15 protein-coding genes are annotated in these 17,647 nt (G+C 46.3%); 5 read left to right on the forward strand and 10 right to left on the reverse strand.

Annotated elements, in window-relative coordinates; translation table 11 throughout:
- Positions 1–64: 64 nt before the first annotated feature.
- From MKX74_RS18600 to MKX74_RS18625, 6 genes are all read right to left on the reverse strand, one after another.
- Positions 65–1,672 (reverse strand): NHL domain-containing protein, encoded by a 1,608-nt coding sequence (locus MKX74_RS18600; protein ID WP_341179386.1) that lies wholly within the window; start codon positions 1,670–1,672, stop codon positions 65–67.
- 45 nt (positions 1,673–1,717) lie between these two features.
- Positions 1,718–3,526, reverse strand: a complete 1,809-nt coding sequence (locus MKX74_RS18605; protein WP_341179387.1) for a FecR domain-containing protein — start codon at positions 3,524–3,526, stop codon at positions 1,718–1,720.
- 38 nt (positions 3,527–3,564) lie between these two features.
- A complete protein-coding gene (locus MKX74_RS18610; RefSeq protein WP_341179388.1) occupies positions 3,565–4,974 on the reverse strand; it encodes a glycosyltransferase in 1,410 nt (469 codons plus the stop codon).
- A gap of 72 nt (positions 4,975–5,046) precedes the next feature.
- The gene (locus MKX74_RS18615; protein WP_341179389.1) at positions 5,047–6,996 is read right to left on the reverse strand and encodes a hypothetical protein; all 1,950 of its coding nucleotides are present in this window, start codon (positions 6,994–6,996) and stop codon (positions 5,047–5,049) included.
- 344 nt (positions 6,997–7,340) lie between these two features.
- A complete protein-coding gene (locus MKX74_RS18620; protein ID WP_133567387.1) occupies positions 7,341–8,330 on the reverse strand; it encodes an aldo/keto reductase in 990 nt (329 codons plus the stop codon).
- A 249-nt stretch (positions 8,331–8,579) separates the two neighbouring features.
- Positions 8,580–9,398: an AraC family transcriptional regulator gene (locus tag MKX74_RS18625; protein WP_341179390.1), complete on the reverse strand. Its 819-nt coding sequence runs from the start codon at positions 9,396–9,398 to the stop codon at positions 8,580–8,582.
- Positions 9,399–9,547: 149 nt separating this feature from the next.
- On the opposite strand from MKX74_RS18625, the gene MKX74_RS18630 reads away from it, so the two are divergent.
- Positions 9,548–9,898: an SH3 domain-containing protein gene (locus tag MKX74_RS18630; protein WP_018888000.1), complete on the forward strand. Its 351-nt coding sequence runs from the start codon at positions 9,548–9,550 to the stop codon at positions 9,896–9,898.
- A gap of 81 nt (positions 9,899–9,979) precedes the next feature.
- On the opposite strand, the gene MKX74_RS18635 is transcribed toward MKX74_RS18630, so the two are convergent.
- Positions 9,980–10,345, reverse strand: a complete 366-nt coding sequence (locus MKX74_RS18635; protein ID WP_341179391.1) for a YybH family protein — start codon at positions 10,343–10,345, stop codon at positions 9,980–9,982.
- 69 nt (positions 10,346–10,414) lie between these two features.
- Complete coding sequence (locus MKX74_RS18640) at positions 10,415–11,296, reverse strand: LysR family transcriptional regulator (protein ID WP_341179392.1); 882 nt, start codon at positions 11,294–11,296, stop codon at positions 10,415–10,417.
- A 284-nt stretch (positions 11,297–11,580) separates the two neighbouring features.
- Between MKX74_RS18640 and MKX74_RS18645 the strand changes: the two genes are divergently transcribed.
- From MKX74_RS18645 to MKX74_RS18655, 3 genes are all read left to right on the forward strand, one after another.
- A complete protein-coding gene (locus MKX74_RS18645; protein WP_341179393.1) occupies positions 11,581–12,456 on the forward strand; it encodes a DMT family transporter in 876 nt (291 codons plus the stop codon).
- A 174-nt stretch (positions 12,457–12,630) separates the two neighbouring features.
- Positions 12,631–12,975 (forward strand): helix-turn-helix domain-containing protein, encoded by a 345-nt coding sequence (locus tag MKX74_RS18650; RefSeq protein ID WP_028592002.1) that lies wholly within the window; start codon positions 12,631–12,633, stop codon positions 12,973–12,975.
- Complete coding sequence (locus MKX74_RS18655) at positions 12,897–13,781, forward strand: IS3 family transposase (protein WP_169445793.1); 885 nt, start codon at positions 12,897–12,899, stop codon at positions 13,779–13,781. The genes MKX74_RS18650 and MKX74_RS18655 overlap by 79 nt, the downstream gene beginning before the upstream one ends.
- Before the next feature lie 109 nt (positions 13,782–13,890).
- On the opposite strand, the gene MKX74_RS18660 is transcribed toward MKX74_RS18655, so the two are convergent.
- Positions 13,891–15,468, reverse strand: coding sequence for a glycoside hydrolase family 43 protein (locus tag MKX74_RS18660; RefSeq protein WP_341179394.1), 1,578 nt, complete (start codon positions 15,466–15,468; stop codon positions 13,891–13,893).
- A gap of 149 nt (positions 15,469–15,617) precedes the next feature.
- Between MKX74_RS18660 and MKX74_RS18665 the strand changes: the two genes are divergently transcribed.
- Positions 15,618–16,466 (forward strand): helix-turn-helix domain-containing protein, encoded by an 849-nt coding sequence (locus MKX74_RS18665; RefSeq protein ID WP_341179395.1) that lies wholly within the window; start codon positions 15,618–15,620, stop codon positions 16,464–16,466.
- A gap of 58 nt (positions 16,467–16,524) precedes the next feature.
- Here MKX74_RS18665 and MKX74_RS18670 read toward each other — a convergent pair whose 3' ends face one another.
- The gene (locus tag MKX74_RS18670; protein ID WP_341179396.1) at positions 16,525–17,598 is read right to left on the reverse strand and encodes a cohesin domain-containing protein; all 1,074 of its coding nucleotides are present in this window, start codon (positions 17,596–17,598) and stop codon (positions 16,525–16,527) included.
- Between the last annotated feature and the right edge of the window lie 49 nt (positions 17,599–17,647).

Consider the following 17,647-nt stretch of genomic DNA (forward strand, 5'->3'; position numbering starts at 1 on the left):
ATGTGGACAACAAAGAGGACAACGACATGGATCTCGTTGCCCTCTTTTATCTAATGCAGTCTAGTTATCCATTGTTGTCGAGTATGACCGTTTGAGTCTCTGGAGACCACTTCACATCTATCCCAAGCTGTTCTGCCACAAAACGAAGAGGAACATAAACTCTGTTCTTGTTCACATAAGGTGCTGCATTCAATGCTCCAGTGCTCGCTACTTGACTAGCTTCTTTAAGTGTAAAGCTCTTGGAACCAGGATTAAGCTGGATCGCACGGTTATCCTTCACCAAGCTCACAGTGCGGCCATCCGGCGAAAAGGTAGTTTTGTAGCCAAGTGTCTCAGCAATTTGCCGTATAGGCACCATCACACTGCCGTCTTTGAGCTCTGGAGGCGCATCAAACTTGATCTGCTCTGTTCCGAGCATGACCTTAATGCCAGATGGACGATCGTTGACATCTACTGATAACGTAGTAGGCGCAATTTTCCTAATGACGTTATCACCTGAGTCAGCCACATAGATGGTTCCATCTGATGCGATTGCTACGTCCTGTGGGGTGTTAAAAAGTACGGTGCGCCCCTGAACATTCTGCAATCCGACTTCTCCAGATTGACTGCCGGCTATCGTTGTGACACGTCCATTCTTGAGATATCTCACGACATGATTGAGAGAATCTGCGATAAGAAGGCCTCCTGATTCATCCAAGGCGATCCCTTTTGGAAAATAAAACGCTGCAGCATGAGCAGCTCCATCCTTGTAACTACCCGTTGCATATAAGGCATTCTTACTATAGACGGAGATCCCCCCGGCTGAAGGAGCACCCGCAATGGTTGTCACCTCGCCGGTAGCAAAATCAATATAACGAATCCGTTGATTTCCCGAATCGCTGACATATAAATTCCCTTTAGGATCTAGCACAAGCCCTGTAGGCTCATTAAATAACGCCTGATTAATCGGACCGTCCTTGTAATCCCCGGCTGCAAGTACAAGACCTGGATGATGCTCAACAACCCTGGATGATGCAGCCGTCAACGTAGATGTTGTACCATCGGACGTAATTTTGCGAATGACATGGTTGAGTGTATCTGCTACGTAGATAACGCCACTATTAGTTACAGCAATGCCCTGTGGCTGATAAAAGGTAGCCTCAGTGCTTTTACCATCCTTCGCACCGATTTTGCCATTTCCAGCGATCGTAACAACCGCTCCTGAAGGAGCGATTTTACGGATAGCATTGTTACCACTGTCTGCCACATAGATACTTTTGTCAGAGCCATAAGCTAATGCGGCTGGAGTATTGAACAGGGCACTTGCTTTACTGCCATTCAGGAGAGCACCCAAGGGTTGCCCTCCAGCATCTCTAAGCACAGAGGATGAAGGGCCCGCATAGGTGCTGACAGTACCCGAGCTCAATCTACGAATCTTATGATTGCCAGTGTCCGAGATGTACAAATCGTCACTCGCGCCAATTGCTATACCTGTTGGTCTCCTGAAGGAAGCTGTAGAAGCAGCCCCTTCCTGCTCACCATACATTCCGTTACCGGCACTTATATTAGTCTGATCCATCATGCTGTTATTAGCACTGGATGGTGGAGTAACCTCATCGGCTTGTACGACATTCAAGCTAAAAGCAAGAGCAGAAGCCGTGAATGCAAGAGCTGTTCTTCGTAATAAGTTCATAGATACTCCTTGTGAGCTGATTTTCTGAAATATGGGATTAGGTCATTACTTCGTGAAGGTAAGGACTGGAGGCAATCCAGGATTAGGATCATTTAACTCCAAAACAACCTTCCCAGTCTTATCTACGATCTTCACATAGGACAGCTTGAGCGTCCCATCTCCAGTCACAGAGAAAGGGATCGTAGCCAGCACTCCATCCGAAATTGTGATGTTGGAGGCATTTCCGAACTGGGTTGCTGCATAAATGATCTCCTTCTTGGTCGCTGCAGAGCTACCTACTGTTCCCATTTGGCTCTTAACGAGGTCCACACTATTAGTAGACGCAAAATAGGATTCATTCAAGAAACGATTGTCTGGATTCACAACTTCCAGGTTATTGTCACTGACAAAGTGAAACTCTGTTCCGTAAAAAGCATTTGAGCCCGTAAACCGCTTGAAGTGAATGGACAGGTTGAAGCCCTGTGCTGTTTTGTCTTGAACCAAAGTGATATCGGGCGTAACCCGGGAATTAGAACGATCTGGTATAGCAGGTGCTGTTGTGTTCGTGTTCGTATTCGCGTTCTGTGTGCTCGGAGAACTTGAGCTTTCGTTCTTCAGCTGCTGCTTGTTCTGTTGATAGCTCGCAAGTTGATCTGCCGATAACTGAGAAATATACATTTTTTCCGCCTCACTCTGAAGTTGCTCAAGAATTGACTGATTAGCCGCATTAAGCTCTTGTTGGATGCTTAGCAGCTGCTGCATCGTTTCGCCCAGCTTGGCTTTGATTTCAGACTGAAGACGCAACTGCTTCTGCTCCGCTTCTTTCCGGAAGGCCTCCAAGCGCAATAACTCCTGCTCTTTTTGCTGAGCAACACCTGAATCCACACCTCCTAGCGGATTGATGGATTGAATAGGATTCAAGCGAATCTTCTGATCTATATTCGGGATTTCTCGATTGACCTGATTAAGAATCTCATTCATCGCGTTCGATTGAATCTTGCCAAGTCGGACAGCCTCAGAGGCAATATTGGATACCAGGTTATTGATATTCATCAAGTAGGTATCAAGATCTTCTTGTCCCTTAATACTGATGTCAGATGAAATACCGCCGCGTTGAAGTGCTGGTTGAACTTGTTCTCCCAAAGAACGCTGCAATTGTAATCTCAGCTCGTCATTCTCTGAAGTAATAGCAGCAGCACTGCTGATCATGGCTTGTAGGACAACAGGATCCGCCTGATTGGCGAGCTTCGTTACATCCACTACAGATACGGCATCCTGTAGCTGCGCAGGCAGAGACAGGGCATTAACATTCAGCTGCTGCGTCGGTGCTATTAGAATAGGTGATGCCGGAGATAGATAATCATCGAAGCTTGCAGCGACAAGACCTGAGGCCACGAACACCGATAATGTACCATCGGACTGTATACCAACATAAAATTGAGTTCCCTTGACACGAAGTGTGGAGCCTGGTGTCTCAATGGTGTCCTGATCGGCTCCACCTAAAGAAGCCACAGAGCTCCACATCGATCCATTCCAGAGCTTGATTGAAAAAGTATTACCAGACGCACTCTGGCTAAGCTTAGTGATGGTTGCATTCGAATTGTGGCCCAGCGTTCTTTCTGATTCCGGTTGCTTGACCTTGATCGTAACACTTCCATTGTCACCCGTAATAATCTGATCTCCCTGGGATAGCTTCATATTGTCAAAGGCCGGTATGGCTTGGGCTCCTCCTGCTTTGGTCACACTTACCTCACCTTTCACAGAAGCAAGATAAGCACCTCCGCTCTCAAATGCCGCTGCGCTCACGCCATAGGAGCCTGTTATCAAGACTGATATGACCAGGAAGAGCATTAAAACACGAGGTATTTTGATCATTAGAATATCCCTCTTTTTCACATAGGAGCGTGTTAGACTCACTGAAATAATTGTTGTACTCGCTGTGTTTGCTGTTTCATGAATTCAAGTTTTCTATCTATATTGCCAGCATGAGGATCTTTAGCCTTCAACTCCTGTAGTATGGCTGTGCCTTCTGCAAAATGACCATGAAGCACTAGAATATCGGATCGCAAAGCGTCAGCCTTCCATACATGGATATCCTGATCTGGAGCAACCGCACCGCGATAGGTATGGAAGCCACTGGCAGCTTCTTGTACATGCTTCAAGGCATCCGCCAATAGCTGCTGGGCTTTGAGCGTCGAGATATGGGCTAGTTGAAAATGAGCGTCAGGATAGTCTGGATGAACGGCCAAAGCTTTCATGAAAAACTCTTCAGCCAGCTCCAGTTGGTTCCGTGATCTATGAATCTTACCTAGCAACATATAAATCTCTGCGATACGTCCAAATTGTCGATAGGACTTCCCTAGTTCAATTGCCTTCTCAAAATAGGCTACTGCTCTTGTCTTATCCTCAGAGCCCATTGTTTCTCGCCCAAGGAAATACCACCATCCTGGATTCGTTGGATCCTCCTCCGTCATTAATTCTAAAAGCTTGATATTTCTGGTCGCCTTGTCTTTTTGGGTCTTGATCTCTGGCTTATACCCATCATGATACAATCGAATGCCAATCGGCTTATGCAGAACATTCGTGGTAAAGATTCCTTCTTGTTCTGTAGCGATTTGCTCATGTATACGCCCGCTATAATAGATACCCCTGTTCATCTGAAAAAAACGTGGAACAGAGTATTCCTGGATAAGTCCACTTTTCACGTAATTCATAAGACAAGGCTGCAATGCCGGAATCAAGGCATCCATATTGTGATAAAGACCTGCAGCCAGACGAATAAGGTCATTGTCCTCCTCGTGAAGCCATTCATCCGCATCGAGCCAAAATACCCAATCCGAGGTGACATGCCGCAGAGCTTCATTGCGAAGCTCTGCAAAATTGTCATTCCATTTCAGCGTAAATACCTTGACCTGTGGAAAGGTCTTCAAGATGGATAAAGTCTGATCTGTTGAACCTGAATCCACAACGATGATTTCATCCACCGCATGGAGAATGCTCTGTATGCACCTCTTTATGCTGCGTTCCTCATCTTTTACGATGATTGCGGCAGAGACAGTAACTCTGGGAACGGATAGAAGCTGCTCGATCTCTTCGCTGACTGCCTCACTGTGATTTACGTTCTCCAGCTCACGTTTCATAAAAGGCATCCATTTCCCCTTCGGATCGAGAAATAACGCACGGTCGAACAGTCGTTGTGCTGCTTGACCTTGATTCTGGTTCATTAATGCTTCTCCCAGCAGCAGCCACCCTTGACCATCAAGCGGGAACTCCTGCACATGCCGCTTGGCTATTAACTCGGCGGATTCATAAGATTTTTGCAATATTAAGTCTGAAATCTGCTTATGCCTTTGATTCATGGCTATGTCCCTTCTAGTCGGTTTCTACAACGAAATTCACTCTGTCTGAGGTAGTTGAACATATTTGACTTCCGAGACTCCCTGCTCGTCCTCTACCCTGATAGCAACGACCTGTGAAGATGGCATCTCTCCAGAAATGTAAAGGACATTCTCCTCGATCCAGGCATTAGCTTCACCGCTAGCATTGTCCTCAAGGGTATAGGAATGGTATTCAGAACCCTCGTGCATAAAATAGGCTTGAAGGTCGACCTGACTGAGCTGGCCGCTTGGCGGAACCGACTCCTGAACAATCGTATTCACAGTAGGATCTTCATTTTCAACAATCCCTTCTTCCACAGACACATTTTCATTTGAATCTTCTACAAGCTTGTCTTCATTGGGATCTACTAAAGGCACGTACTCATTCGGGTCAATGGAAATTGTTGTCTGTCTTAACGTCACTGCTGTTTGGTTCTCACCGATTAATTCCACTTTGTTGTATGCGGTATTTCCTCGTTCATCAATGGCTGATACGGGAATCTCCATCGGTTGCACGATCATACCACTCAACAGCAACTGATCTCCTTCGATCCATGCTGTAAACGACTGACTTAGGTGGCTCATATTGCCCAAGGCAAAAGAGAGCATCTCGTTATCCCGATCCACGAAGTACTCATTCAGATCAACCTGAGTTAACGGACCACTTACTTGCACCGCACCATGAGACCTTAGCGCCTCGGGCACGAAGTCCAGCTTGCCTTCCACATCCGCATACAGTCCTTGCGGATCTGTTGCTCGTACCGTGAAGGTAGTCGGGAGAGTCGGAGTCCCTCCTATGTTTAAAATACTTCCCTGCAAGTCCAAATTCAGACCGCTCTGTGAGCTCGGCTCCTGGACAATTGCATAGGACAGCGCATCTCCATTCGGATCCTCGAACCAGTATTCCACAGGGAGGTCTGCTGGCGTAAATGTATCATCGTTCGGGTTATACGTTACTAATGGCTGGCACATGATGAGCGGTGCTTGGTTCTCACCGATTAATTCCACTTTGTTGTATGCGGTATTTCCTCGTTCATCGATAGCCGATACAGGAATCTCCATCGGTTGCACGATCATACCACTCAACAGCAACTGATCCCCTTCGATCCATGCTGTAAACGACTGACTTAGGTGGCTCATATTGCCCAAGGCAAAAGAGAGCATCTCGTTATCCCGATCCACGAAGTACTCATTCAGATCAACCTGAGTTAACGGACCACTTACTTGCACCGCACCATGAGACCTTAGCGCCTCGGGCACGAAGTCCAGCTTGCCTTCCACATCCGCATACAGTCCTTGCGGATCTGTTGCTCGTACCGTGAAGGTAGTCGGGAGAGTCGGAGTCCCTCCTATGTTTAAAATACTTCCCTGCAAGTCCAAATTCAGACCGCTCTGTGAGCTCGGCTCCTGGACAATTGCATAGGACAGCGCATCTCCATTCGGATCCTCGAACCAGTATTCCACAGGGAGGTCTGCTGGCGTAAATGTATCATCGTTCGGGTTATACGTTACTAATGGCTGGCACATGATGAGCGGTGCTTGATTACCTGTGGGCGAAATTACTCGATAATCTATGTTTCCTAACATGTTTCGAACATCGTCCTTAGCCACAGTAGGCGGAACTATATCCAAATAGCTCACGATATCTCCGATATCTACAATACCGTCTTCTCCAGCATCCACAACATTCACAACAAAAGGCTGAACAAGCGTGCTCTGCTGATTGAATATATTCAAATTAAAAAATGTACTGCCCTCTTGCAAAGGTTCGATGCTCAGAGTGTTATCTGCTTCGGTCGAGATTTTAATGATATCGTCTTGATATTGAGTACCTATGTAATTATGATTTTGATCAAGCTTGAAGTTTACCTTTTGATTGGAGGACAGAGTTATACTCGTCACCGGCTCCGCATATGGCGCCGCTCTCACTATTTGACCATATTGAGACACTTGGGATGTTAATATCATAGCTAGGGAAATGACAGTAGTTGTTTTCTTTTTAAGATTTCCCTTTTTACGGTGTTTTTTCATCGCTGACCTCCAATTTATAGTTCTTTACATATATCGACAGCAAACACCTAGGTATTAAGACTTATACCCGTTTTATACAACCTCGTTTACCAATGATGTTTTATTAATGAATTAATTACATAATATAACATCTAGAAATTTGATTTGTAGTCATTATAAGGACTAATTTGATATAAAACGTATAAAAAAAGGATAAGGGATTCCTCCCCTATCCTTGGCAACTCTTTTGCAATTAGCGATTTCACTCCTTATTAAGTTACCTAGAACATATTAAATTTCAGTTACGCTAAAATAGCATCAATGGCCGCTAGCTCCTCTTCGGTGAACTCAAGAGCCGACAACGCACCGACGGCATCCTCGATCTGACTGACTCTACTTGCTCCGATGAGCGCAGAGGTCACGCGTCCGCCCCGCAGTACCCAAGCTAGTGCCATCTGCGAGAGCTTCTGGCCACGCTGCTCAGCAAGCTCTGTTAACTTTTTGACCTTACCCATAAGCTGCTCATTAAGATCCTCTGGCTTCAAGAACGGACTTGATCCTGCCGCACGCGAATCTTGAGCAATTCCGTTTAGATAGCGATCCGTCAGGATACCTTTTTCTAATGGAGAGAATACAATTGAACCGATCTTCTCCTCTTCCAGGACATCCAGCAATCCATCCTCGACACCTCGGGATAGCATAGAATATCTAGGCTGATGAATCAGACAAGGCGTTCCCAGACTCCTCAATATGCGCGAGGCCTCACGAGTCGCCTCAGGACTGTAGTTGGATAGACCGACATAGAGGGCTTTACCTTGGCGAACAATTTGTGCGAGCGCATTCATAGTTTCTTCCAGTGGAGTATCCGGGTCCGGGCGATGGTGGTAGAAAATATCAACATAATCAAGCTGCAGCCGCTTTAGACTTTGATCCAGACTTGCGATCAGATTCTTCCGAGAGCCCCATTCCCCATAAGGACCGGGCCACATGTAGTAACCAGCCTTCGTGGAGACGATAAGCTCATCCCGGTATGCAGACAGATCGGTCTTAAGTAATCGGCCAAAGGTCTCTTCTGCCGAGCCTGGCGGCGGCCCATAATTATTCGCCAGATCAAAATGGGTAATCCCCAGATCGAAAGCTCTGCGAACCATAGTTCGCCCATTTTCAAACGAATCATGTCCCCCGAAGTTATGCCATAGCCCAAGTGAGATGGCTGGTAGCTTCAGTCCGCTCGCACCAGAGCGATTATATAGCATTGTGTCATATCTTCTATCATTTGCTTGGTATGTCATATTGAATCCCTCCCTTGTGAACTAAGGTCAGTTTAACGATTATGACGGATAGTTCCTATAGCAGTAAGGGTGTTGTTTATGGAATAATGTCGTTTATAGACGATAGTTATAATTACATTTATAGGGATGAGTATACATTAGTAGTGGAGGCTAATATCTTCACTGGATCTGATTTCAGGTTGAATGATCTGGGGGAGTAACGGTTAGCGGATGCACGACTCTATAGGCACATTCGATACATTCAAGACACTAATAATAATGCTTTGGAGCAGTGCCTTTGACTTTTTTGAACATTCTGGAGAATAATAATGCGTCCTGGTACCCTACAGATCTCGCTACCTCTCCAACTGAATACCGCTTTTTCCTCAGCAACTCACACGCTTTATCCATTCGAAATTGCAGCAGATATTGCTGCGGAGGGACACCAACAGCTTCTCTGAAGATCGTAGAGAAATACTTGCGGTCCAGCCCCAGATATGCGGCGATGTCCTGAATGGAGATGGCTTCATGAAAATGCGCATGAATGAATTCAATCCCCTCCACGATGTATACGTCTTGCTTTCTGGGGGCAGAGATTCGTTCAGCTGTGTAAGGGACCGTCTCCACAAGAACTGACAAAAATCCATACATTAAAGCTTGAAGCTGTAGATCAGACCCTGTCTCCTGAGTGGAAGCTTCTGTTAGCAAATCATACATTCCTGGCATGAATCTCAGATCCATCGGAAATACAGGCTGCTCTGGAGTAAGTCGGGTACGGTTCAACACGGAATTGACCTGCTCCCCATGAAATCCGATCCACGAATACACCCAAGGTGTGTTCTGATCTGCTACATAGTAAGTCAAGACATCTGGATATATGAGAAAAGCCTCTCCAGCTCCCAATGTATAGGTATGCTCCCCAACCTGAACCCTTCCAGAACCTTTGTGTATAAAATGAATCTTGTAGACATCGCGCACCAAGGGACCTACAGCATGTCCAGGCACACACTCCTCCCTTCCCCAGTACTGCAAATGTATATCCGGGTCCGCACGGTAAGCTGGTTCTGCATTATAATGATATGCTTTCAAGAAGTCATCACCTCCGCTAAATACGGACATTATACCATAAGGAAGTTTGGATTTAGGCCGCTTCACAATCTCCCCTTTTTTAACAGGGATCTAACATGATATATTCTCTTCAGTAACACAGCCCCATAGATGAAAGGAGAGGCGCAACTTTGCACCGTTATATAGTAATTAAGAGCCACGAATCGACCTACCCCGACCCGATCATCCTGCAGGCACAACAAGAAGTGCTATACGGAGCAGAGGATACAGAATACCCAAATTGGATATTTTGCAAATCTCTTCTTACTGACAAAGAAGGATGGGTGCCCAAGCAAATGCTAACGACACCCGATGACTCTGGCATTGCAAAGGTTCTTCAGGACTACTCTGCTCATGAGCTTACCGTGCTCGAAGGAGAAGTGTTGCTTGGGCTGAAGCATTTGAATGCCTGGACCTACTGCAAGACAGAGAAAGGGGAGCTGGGCTGGGTCCCTTCTTCCTGCTTGAATACGTTATTATAGTTTAAAAATGACAGAAGAGAGGGCCACCAGTTATCTGTGCGGACCCTCACCAGTATGCTCAATGCTCAATAATATCGGTACTTAAAGACTACTCAGATGCTCATGAATCAGCTTCCATTCATTCGTGTGATCCTTTATGAAGACATTCGTCGCCCTACCGCTCCCTGACACTCGCTTGCCATTGTGCAGTCCATGGTAGTGATATGTATACACACATGTTGCCACATTGTCATCTGTTGCGATCCATTGTACATCCTTTGCAGTATAGACCTCTTCTTTAATCGTGTCCCATGCGGCTTCAAAATATTGCTGAATCTGGGCCATCGTCGTACAAGTCTGATCCGTGAACCAGTATATCGCATCTTGATGCAGCACCTTTTGAACATTCGCAAAATCATGTGAATTCGTAGCCTCTATATATTGTTCCAACGATTCTTGGTAATTCATGTTGTGGCACTCCTTTAGCCTCTAGTTTTATGTTTTCTGTTCGTTTCCTAGCGCCATTACTACCGTTCTCTACGGCGTAACCGTCGTTTCCAGCCACTGCTGAACGTGTCTGACAAAATGCCTGGTAGCTGGTGAGGCATCCTTCATCGTATGAACGGCTATGCCCAAAAAGCGGTAGCTGGGCACATCCAGTTCCATACAGTGCACATGCTGGGCACGTCCCTGCAGGACAAGCTCCGGCAGTATACTTACACCCAGACCATTCTCCACCATAGCGATAATGGCATAGTCATCTTTGGAAGAGAACATGATGTTGGGCTTGAGCGAGGCCTTCTCCATAATCCGGCGGACATCATAATCCGAGCCCTCCCTTGGGACAATAAACGACTCCGACTCCACCTGAGCCAAAGGAAAATAAGGGAGATGACCAAGCGGATGCTCCATGGACACGATGGCTAGCATCCGTTCTTTTCGTAGCGGATACACGTCGAAGGCTTCGCGAGAGGGAATCGTGATAAATCCGCAATCCACCTGACCCTCAGCAATCCAGTTCTCAATCTCCTCGTAATCGCCCTCCATCAGCTTGAATTCCACACGGGGATATTGTTTCTGGAATTCCTTGATCATTTGAGGCAGCCAATGGACGGACACACTGGTAAAGGTGCCAATGCGAACCGTACCTGTCTCCAGTCCGTGAATGGAGGCGGCTACCTGCTTCAATTGCTCATTCCAATTGAGCATTTCCCTTATGGGCTTAAGTAGCTGCTCTCCGTTGGAGGTCAATCTTACTCCCGACCTTCCGCGAAGCAGCAGTGTAAAACCCAACGCCTCCTCCAGACTGCTAATGGCATGGCTCACCCCTGACTGGGTAAAGCCCAACACATCAGCCGCTTTGGTCAGACTACCCAACTCTACGACCTTCATAAGGATCGTATATTTATGAATACTCACATTACACCTCATCTCTACATCTCTACATCTCTACATCTCTACATCTCTACATCTCTACATCTCTACATCTCTACATCTCTACATTATGATGCAATGCTCTAAGCGGATTAGCGACCCACCTTCGGGCTATTTTTCCATGAATTTTTCTCATGCTAAGTATAACAAACCTTCAATATTCTTGTATTGAAATCCGAGTATACTAGAGAAGGATTTCAGAGAAACCTACGTCTGAAATACATATTTACTCCCATCTACTACATAGCTCAAAGGAAGCGTATAAAACAATGAATGCACAAAAGGCCAGTATGCTAGTTCTGCTTGTTACCCTGGGATGGGGCTCATCCTATTTATTCATGAAAATGGGGCTGGGGTCCATTGAGGAATTCAATCTCATTGCACTTCGCTTCGGGATCGCTTTCCTAATTACGGGCGCCTTATTCTTCAAGCGTCTGAAGCAAATCGACAAGACGACTGTGAAGTATGGCGCCTTGTTAGGGCTGATTCTGTTTGGCGTGTTCGCATTCATTACCTTTGGTCTAAAAACAACCAGCACCTCCAATGCTGGCTTTTTGGTCGGTCTTACGGTGATTTTTGTCCCCTTACTCCATGTCCTCTTTTATCGCAAACGACTTGCCGAAAATCATCTATTGGGGGCAATTATAGCGATCATCGGAATTGGATTGCTTACGCTTAATAGCGATTTACGTGTACATTCTGGCGACGTGCTGTGCATCGCAGGGGGAATTTGCAATGCCTTGTACATCCTCGTCACAACTGCTGCGGTCAAAAAGACCGATTCCATCAATCTCGGCATCGTCTCACTAGGGTTCACAGCGGCATACGGGCTTCTCTTCTCCTTCATCTTCGAGTCGCCTGCCCTGCCTCATACACCTAACGGATGGATAGCCATTCTGGCCCTTAGTCTGATTTGCAGTGCCTTTGGCTTCATAGCCCAGCCTGTAGCCCAAAAATATTTGGCTCCAACGCAAACCGGTCTGATGTATGCCATGGAGCCTGTATTCGCGGCCCTGTTCGCCTTTCTTTTTGTCGGGGAGATACTAACCATGCAGGGATATATCGGAGCCATGCTAGTGCTGGCTGGCGTATTCATTTCTCAATGGCGCAGTCACCGAAAAGAAGCATTAACTCCATCAGCCTAAGTAACATTCGAATGTCGGGGTATTGGAATATCTGAAACATCTGAAAATCTGAAACATCTCAATATCTCTAAGATCAAAAAAAATCCCGATGGATAACCTGAAGTGCACCCCTTAGAATAGACATTGGAAAAACCCCTTGGTTTAACCGATGAATTTCTAGGGGGTGCATTTTTAATGGCTATTAAAGGTCAAAAGTTTAAGACGTATTCCGAGGAACTCAAGGTGGAGGCAATTCGCCTGCACGTAGAGGAAAAGTGGACGTATCGGCAGATCAACGATCATTTCGGAATCCAAGATCAGGGTCGGATGAAGCGTTGGATGCGAAAATACCGTGAGAAAGGTGAGTTTGGTCTATTGGATCAACGAGGAAGGCGGAAAGAATATTTAGATCAGGAGCGATATGTTCAGCAGTTGAAACGGGAGAATACGATGCTAAAAAAGTGTTTGGAAATCTGGATGCGGGAGGGAAAGAACAGCGCTTCAAGCTCATTGAGCAAGCAGCGGACATCGGCCAAGTAGCTGAATACTGCCAACTCCTTGGCGTCTCTAGAAGTGGTTACTACGCATATTTGAAGCGGAAGAACAACGACCCAGACGCCGGTGCTAAACGACTCATCCGCACGGTGTATAAACGCTACGAAGGAAGGTATGGCTACCGGCAGATCCAGCTGTTCTTGTGGCAGGATGAAGGTGTATGGATGAATCACAAGAAGGTGCTGCGCCTTATGCAAAAGCTCGGTCTTCAAGCCAGCATTCGCCGGAAACGTCGATTTAATATGACATACCAGGCTGCCGAGCGTGTAGCTGATAATCTGCTTAAGCGAAATTTCACAGCCGAAAAACCAAGCCAGAAATGGGTGACGGATGTGACTCAATACCGGGTAGGCGAACGCTGGTTGTATCTCTCAGCAGTCAAAGACCTATTCAATAACGAGATTGTGGCCTACCAACTTAGCGAACGTAACGACAATGAGCTGGTCCTCCAGACCTTTGCCAAGGCATTTGCAAAGCAAAAAGACGTGACCGGATTGGTCGTTCACAGCGACCAAGGGTTCCAGTACACGTCTCATGCTTACCACGACATGCTGCCAAAGGTTGGCGCCCAAATCAGCATGTCTCGCCGGGGCAATTGCCTAGACAACGCCTCCATGGAGAGTTTCTTCTCGCATCTCAAAACGGAAGGACTCTATCCCTATGATATACGAAATCTGGCAGAGGCACAAAGACGAATTGAGAAATACATACGTTTTTACAACCGAAGACGACCACAGCGTAAATTAAACAAACTGACGCCGGTAGAGTACCGACGCCAGTTTCTAGCTTAGGTGTTTTTTCAATGTCCACTAAATGGGGTCTTGACCATAACCATCATCGGGATTTTTTTGATGAATCATTTCTGAAAGCAAGCAGCAATGCTCTGTAGGCCCACACACCTTAATACAGTGGCGAATATTCAAAATAATCGAAATCGACATGATTCTGACTCGGTTGCCCTTGGCTGCTTGCGAACAAGCCGATATACGTTCCAGAGAATCCCCCTGCTACATCAACACTCAGAATTGTCCCGTCAACATGCTCCAATAGCGGATTCCACACCTCTGCTTGCGTGGCAAAGTAGAAGCTGTAATCCTGTCCCCTTGCTTCAACCTTGAGATACAGCTTACGGTTCGACTCTGTCGACCCGACCAATTGCTCAGCGAGCGTTGTGCTCATTCCTTCAAAATGCCGTACCAACCGTACAATAGACCCTTGCTCATTACGAGTATACTCTGCACGGTATTGGGCGTCATTGTGCTGCAGGATGACCAGACCTGCCACCTCATGAACCGATTGCGGAGCAAATTCAAGCACGGTCCGCGCGGAGAATTGAATATGCTGCTGACGTCGCCCAACGAAGCTTGGATTGACGAATTCCGTCATTGTTTCGGGCTTCAGCTTCAGTCGCAAGTATCCCGGGCGTTCTGTTAATGACCAGAACTCACCTCTTGGTGTACGGATAAAGTTCCATGTCAGTCCCAACTGCTCACTGCCAAAATGATCGCAGACAGGCTGGGACGGCCATCGGTGCTCGGGAAGCGAAGGACGCTGCATTTCCAGCTCAACAACGCCCTTTCCTGGATTAACCACAGGCCAGCCTTCCTCCCAGACAAATGGCACCAGGAACGTTTCACGCCCCAGATTTCTGTAATAACCTCCATAGGGACGCGATCCCAGACACACCATCCACCATTCTCCATCCTGCGTCTGCACAATGTCCGCATGGCCTACATTGGTCACAGGATGCTTATTGCCCAGATGACGATGCGTAAGAATCGGGTTGGACTTACAGCCTTCATATGGCCCCTTTATATCTGTACTACGCGCCACCGTCACCGAGTGGGTATGTCCAGTGCCCCCCTCAGCAATGATTAAATAATAATAGCCGTCGATCTTATACATATGTGGCCCCTCCTGGGCATGAACATACTTTAATGCACCGTCCCAAAGACTATACTTCTCTCCAACCAGCTCACCCTTGCTTACATCGAGCTCCTGCATCCAGATCTCCATATGCTTGGGATATTGCTGCCCCCCAGGAGGCTGACGGTTTGCCATGATGTAGCATTTTCCATCGTCATCAAAAAAGAGCGATGAGTCGATTCCCGGTGCATCGGGAAGCCATACGGGGTCTGACCACGGTCCGGCGGGGTCACTCGCTGTCACATAAAAATTCCTGCGCGCTCCGGTTACGCTTACAACGAAGGTGGTGACCATATAAAAGATTCCATCATGATAGCGAAGCGTTGCGGCATAAATCCCTTTAGAACAAGGAGTTCCATCCAGATCAAGCTGGGATGGTCGGTCCAGCACATGCCCAAGCTGACGCCAATTTACCAGATCCTTACTATGGAAAATGGGAACCCCCGGAAAATATTCAAAGGATGACGTAATTAGATAATAGTCCTCCCCGACTCTGCATATCGAAGGATCAGCATAACACCCCGGAATAATCGGATTATGGAATGTGCTCATTTCATCATCAACCCCTATCTTTTATCAGGACAATAAGATTATTATAGTGCAAAAAAAGCTATATTTTTTTCGGTTATATGTCCATTTTAGCCTTATAATTTATTATGATTGTCCTTTTAAATCTGCTATCGAGCGAAGGGTGTATGAATATGACAGAGATTCTGGGAACCAAATATGCGATTGCGGAGAACGAATTCACGATTCAATATCTCTACCAGACCGGACCTGCATCCATGCCTAGGTCACATTCACATTCAACGTATGAAATCTATTACTTACTGGACGGGGAGCGAGTGTTCTTCGTAAACGAGACCGTATTCACTGCCCAAAAGGGAGAGCTGATCCTGCTTCATCCTCATGATATCCATCGGACCACAAGCTCAGATGCATTAAAGTGCGAGCGTATTTTGATTAACTTCAGTGAATCATTTATCACGACAGAGCTATCGAGATGTCAGGTTCCGCTACTGCAAAAAAATGCTGTTAGTCCTTTGATTCATTTCCCCATTGATATGCAAGCCGCAGTAGAAGAGCTGCTGCAAAAGATGCTACGTGAATGTGAACTGGGCTACGAAGCTGTTGAGACCTGTGTTCGTGCCCTATTAATTGAATTACTGGTTCACATGCGACGCCATGCTGTTAAGGAGAATATGAAACAAACGATAACCGCCCATCCCATGCATCAGAAGATGACTGAAGTGGCTGGCTACCTGAGCGATAACTTCCATAGTCAGATCACGCTGCATGAGGTCTCCAAGCTTTTCTACATCAGCCCTTCCTATCTAAGCCGTACGTTCAAGAAAATTACGGGCTTTCAGTTCAAAGAGTATTTGCAGATCATTCGCTTGCGCGAGGCCAAACGTTTGCTTAGAGAGAGCAAGGCACCCATCTCACAAATAGCCGAAAGTACAGGCTTTGAGCATGTCGCCAATTTTAATGTGATGTTCAAAAAAATAACGGGAGTCACCCCCAGCTATTATAGAAAGAGTAATCGGTGACAAGGGGTTACAAAGAAAAGCTCTGCCGGCAACTAGCCAGCGGAGCTTTGGTCACTTTTTATAGAAGATTAGGTGCGTAGTTTGTATTGCTCAGCATTTGATTTACGATATACACCAGGTCATCATCGTTTACGTTCCCATCAACGATTTGATCTGCGCTGTGATTGATTGTATCTGTATCGGCAGCTGCACGTCCAAAATAAAACCCATCGATCGCAAGATCAACCAGTGTGTATTCGCCAGAATGGTTAACATCCTGAATGTCAGCTAGTTCTACGGTTACCGTATCACTTCCGCATGCATCACCCTCCAGATCCCATTCAATGGTTGTATTCGCTATCCGACAGTACAACGCATCCACATCGCCAGATCCAACAGCCTTAGCTTTGAAGTTCAGATTCAAGAATACCTTTTCTCCAGTAATCCCGTATTGCTCTCCTTGACTAGCTACGATGAAGCGAATGTTGTCATCCTCATCCGTTGTCGTATTGTAGACCTTGAAACCCTCCACTTCATCAAATCCCATGTATTCGAATCGTTCTGTATCGTACTTTATTTTGAAATCTTCTGCATAGATGTCACTGACATGATCAAGAGAAATAGCCGCTTTAAATGCATCTCCGACTTTCACCGTATCTTCTGCGATCGTAACATTCAGTACAGCCTCACCTGCAACTTCAGCCTGTGGGGTTGTGGAGGCTTCCATGGAGCGCTCTGATTCAACTCCGTTTACTGTAGCTGTTACAACAAAATAGTATGTTGTCCCATTGGTAAGACCTGGGATTACATAATTACCATAAGCATCCTTGGTCACGGACACTTCGTCTGTATACTTACCAGCTTCTGTACCAAAGTAAACGGTGTAGCCGGTAGCTTCTTCGATCTCATTCCAACTAAGAATGGCTTGTGCATTCCCAGAGGCTGCCTTTAATTGGGCAGGTGTATTCATAGGCACAATGTAACCATCATCATCAATATCAATGGCATCAAGAGAAGTAAACTTTCCTGACTGAATGGATTCGATGATGACATCATGCAGTCCTTTCTCAAGTCCCGTCTTCTCAAACACAAGAGTCAGTGTTTTAGCGTCATATGCTTCACTGTATTTATAAGGAACACCGTCGATTTTCACGGAAACTTCAGTAGCATGGTCCTTTGTACTGGAGAAAGTTAAGAGCCTG

The organism is Paenibacillus sp. FSL K6-1230 (assembly GCF_038002385.1).
Taxonomy (GTDB): domain Bacteria; phylum Bacillota; class Bacilli; order Paenibacillales; family Paenibacillaceae; genus Paenibacillus; species Paenibacillus massiliensis.